The following is a 3745-nucleotide window of genomic DNA, read 5'->3' on the forward strand; positions in this document are numbered from 1 at the left end:
ACCCGGTCCCGGAGACCACCGGCCGTGACGCGCCCCACCCTCCCGCGGCGCGGACGCCTTCCCTCGCACCGGTGGCCGTGACCCGGTCCCGGAGACCACCGGCCGTGACGCGCCCCACCCTCCCGCGGCGCGGACGCCTTCCCGCGCACCGGTGGCGGTGACGCCCCCTCCCGCGGCGCGGACGCCTTCCCGCGCACCGGCGGCCCGTCCCGTTCACCCGGTCCGTGTCAGTGCCAGCAGAGCTCCGATCGCGCCGCGCGGTGCCGTTCCCAGCGCCCGTACCGCCGCCACCACCTCGCTCGCCCGTGCCGCTCCCAGAACGGGCTCCGCGTTCAGCCGGAACTTTCCCGCCAGCTGCTCCCGCGACAGCGGGGCGCCGGGACCGCCCAGCGAACCGGCGACGCGTGTCTGCCTCAGCCGGCCACCGCGCGTGCGCACCCGCAGCACCGCGCTGAAGACGTGCGGGAACTCCGCGTCACACGTGGCGTCGGCCACCACCTCCACCCGCTCCGCCAGCGCGAGCCGCCGTGGATCGGTGAACGCCGCTGGGGAGAAGTCCGCATGACCGAGCCCCGGACCGGCGGCCTCACCCCCCTCGCCCGTGCCCGACAGAAGCGCCGCCGCGACCGTGTACGGACCCGAGAACTTCGCGTGGTACGGCGTCCGGGGCCGCGTCTTCTCCGCACGCGGTTCCCCGATGGTCCGCCGGGGCGCGGCGGCCACCCCGAGCTGCGCGCTCAGCACGTCCTCGGCCCGCAGTCCGGCCCGGCGCAGCGCCAGCGCGCAGTCGATCCCGGGGTGGGTGAAGTGGTTGGAGGGGTACGGCTTGAAGACGGTCCGCGCGTACTGCCAGTTGCCGGCCGCGCCCATCTCCTCCAGGCCGGCCAGCAGCGGCCCCGCCGTCCACCGCTCGTCCAGGAACGCCGTCAGGAATCCGAAGCGGCCCTCCAGCACGGTCGGCGGCCCGGTGATCCCGCCCGCCGCGAACTGGGCGGCGCACACCCCGGAGTGGGCCGCCCAGCCGCAGTGCAGGCGCTTGACGCTGCCGCCGGTCCGGTTCGCCTCGATCACCCCGGCGCCCATCGAGCAGGCGATGCCGATGGCGTGCGCCAGCTCGGCCTCGGTCAGCCCGTACAGCAGGCCCGCGGCCACCGCGGCGCCCACGGTCCCGCAGATGGAGGTGGCGTGCAGGCCCTTCTCGAAGAACACGGAATTGCGCAGCTCCGGATCGTACGAGGCCATCCCCAGGCGGCAGCACACCTCCCCTCCCGCCGCCAGCGCGGCCAGCAACGCGGCACCGGTGGCCCCGGTCGCCTCGGCGGCGGCGAGCGCCGCGGGCAGGACGGCGGCCGTGGGGTGCAGCACGGACGGCAGGTGGGTGTCGTCGAAGTCGAGGGCGTGCGCGAGCGTGCCGTTGACCAGTGCGGCCCGGTCGGCCGGCAGCCGCACGCCGCTGCCGACGGTGGTGGCCTCCCCGGCTCCGCCGGCCGCACGGGCCAGGGCCAGCGCCGTCGCCTGCGGCGAGGGGCCGGCGGCCTCGCCGGTGTGCGGACCGAGGGCCCCCAGGCTGTTCCCGAGACAGTCCAGGGTGCGTGCCGCCGCGTCCGCCGCGACCTCCCGCGGTATCCCGTCGCTCCGGCAGGCGACCGCGAAGGCCGCCAGCAGCGCCGCGTACCCCTCGGGCTCCGCGATGCTCATGTCCGGTCCTCCGTCTCGTCGGCCGGGAGCAGGGCGAGGGGGCGGACGGGGGAGCCCGTGGCGCCGACCACCGGCAGCGGCGCCAGCACCAGCAGGAAGTCCGCTCGCCCGCGACGCGCGGCGGCTTCGGCGAGCCCGGTGAGCCGCATCGTCTCCACGATGTGGATGCCGGTCTCCACGAGGAGCTGCCGGTGCACGGGCAGTTCGGCGTGCCCGCGGCCGGGCGCGATGTGCTCGAAGGCGATGGTCTCGCCTCCGGCCACCCGTACTCCCCGTTCCGCGATCCAGGCCCCGGCCGCCGGCCCGGGACCAGGCGCCCCGTGCTCCTGGCCGGTGAAGAGCGCCGCGTCCGCCCAGTGCCTGGACCAGCCCGTCCCGATCAGCAGCGCGTCCCCCGCCCCGATCTCCACGCCGGCCGCGTCCCGGGCCTTCTCCAGGTCGGCGACGGTGATCTCGTGGCCCGCGGGCAGGACGGGTACCCCGTGCACGGCGGCGACGTCCAGGAGGACCGCCCGACCCACGTACGGCGGGAACTCCTCGATCCCGTGCCGGGCGAACCCCTCGTGGCTCTGGACCGTGCCCGCCGGGATCCCCCCGTGCAGCAGCCCGGCCTGCGAGACGTGCGCCAGAGCGTCGACATGGGTGCCGACGTGGCCCCCGGTCACGATGAGTTCGTTGGCCGCGGATCCGCCGTCCACACGGACGTGGTCGCCGTGGCGGCGTTCGAGCAGCATGCGGAAGGGCGGGTGGTTCGGTGACTGCGGCATCCCCCGGCGCATCGGATGAGCGAGGTCGAGCACCGGAGCGCCGGCCAGGTGTACCGGCCCGCCGCGGTATCCGTGGACGCTGTTCATGGAATCTCCAGAGGAAGGGCGAGGGGAGGGAGGAAACGGGTCGTCAGATCGTGTGGTCCGCGGCGAGTGCGTCCAGTTCGCGGGGTGACAGCCCCAGTCGCTCGGCGAGGACCGTGCGGGTGTCGCGGCCGTGCGCGCGGCCGGTCCAGCGGATGGCGCCGGGCGTGGCGGACAGCCGGAAGAGCACGTTCTGCATGCGCAGCGGCCCCAGTACCGGGTCTTCCACCGTCGTAAGTGAGTCCAGGGCCTGGTACTGCGGGTCCTCGAAGATGTCCGCGATGCCGTGGACGGGGGAGATGGCTGCCTCGACCTCCTCGAAGGCGGCGATCACCGTGTCCCGGTCGCGGGCCGCGATCCAGGAACCGACCTGGGCGTCGAGCAGGTCCGCGTGCGCGGCCCGACCGGCACCCCCGGCGAACCAGGGTTCGGCGGTCACCTCCGGATGCCCCACGAGCTTCATGACCCGCTCGGCGACGGACTGGGCGGAGGTGCTGACGGCCACCCACGCGCCGTCCCGGGTGGGATAGATGTTCCGGGGGGCGTTGTTCACCGACCGGTTTCCCGTGCGGGGCGGCACGGCGCCGAGCTGGTCGTAGGCCGTGGGCTGCGGGCCCAGCAGCGTCAGCAGCGGTTCGATGATCGCCAGGTCGACGACCTGGCCCGGGCCGCCGTGCACGTCGCGGTGGTACAGGGCGGTCTGCACGGCGGAGGCGGCGACCAGCGCGGTCACTCCGTCGGCGAGACCGAAGGGCGGCAGGGTCGGAGGCCCGTCCGGCTCGCCCGTCAGCGCCGCGAAGCCGCTCATGGACTCGGCGAGGGTGCCGAACCCGGGCCTGCGGGCGTAGGGGCCGTACTGTCCGAAGCCGGTGACGCGGGCCACGACCAGCCGGCTGTTGGCGCGGTGCAGTTCTTCGGGACCCAGCCCCCAGCGTTCCAGCGTCCCGGGCCGGAAGTTCTCGATCAGGACGTCGGACTGCGCGGCGAGCCGGAGCAGCAGTTCGGCGCCGGCGGGCCGGCTCAGGTCGAGGGTGACGGTGTGCTTGTTGCGGCCGAGCATCTTCCACCACAGCCCCTCGCCGTCCTTCGCCGGGCCGTGCGTACGCGCCGGATCCGGGCGGACCGGATGCTCGACCTTGATGACCTCGGCGCCGAAGTCGCCCAGCACCGTCGCGGCCAGCGGCCCGGCGAAGGAC

General features: G+C 75.1%; 3 protein-coding genes. All 3 read right to left on the reverse strand.

Translation table 11 applies throughout. The annotated features are described in order from the left end of the window. Positions 1-213 precede the first annotated feature (213 nt). Positions 214-1698: an MmgE/PrpD family protein gene (locus tag EAO71_RS36365; protein WP_147982064.1), complete on the reverse strand. Its 1485-nt coding sequence runs from the start codon at positions 1696-1698 to the stop codon at positions 214-216. Next, entirely contained in the window at positions 1695-2552 is an 858-nt protein-coding gene (locus EAO71_RS36370; protein WP_147982065.1) for a cyclase family protein, read from the reverse strand. Before EAO71_RS36370 ends, EAO71_RS36365 begins: the two co-directional genes overlap by 4 nt. Before the next feature lie 43 nt (positions 2553-2595). Then, positions 2596-3745, reverse strand: a 1150-nt coding sequence (locus EAO71_RS36375) for a CaiB/BaiF CoA transferase family protein (RefSeq protein ID WP_147982066.1), incomplete at its 5' end; no start/stop codon positions are given.

Source organism: Streptomyces sp. MS191 (genome assembly GCF_008042125.1).
Lineage (GTDB): Bacteria > Actinomycetota > Actinomycetes > Streptomycetales > Streptomycetaceae > Streptomyces.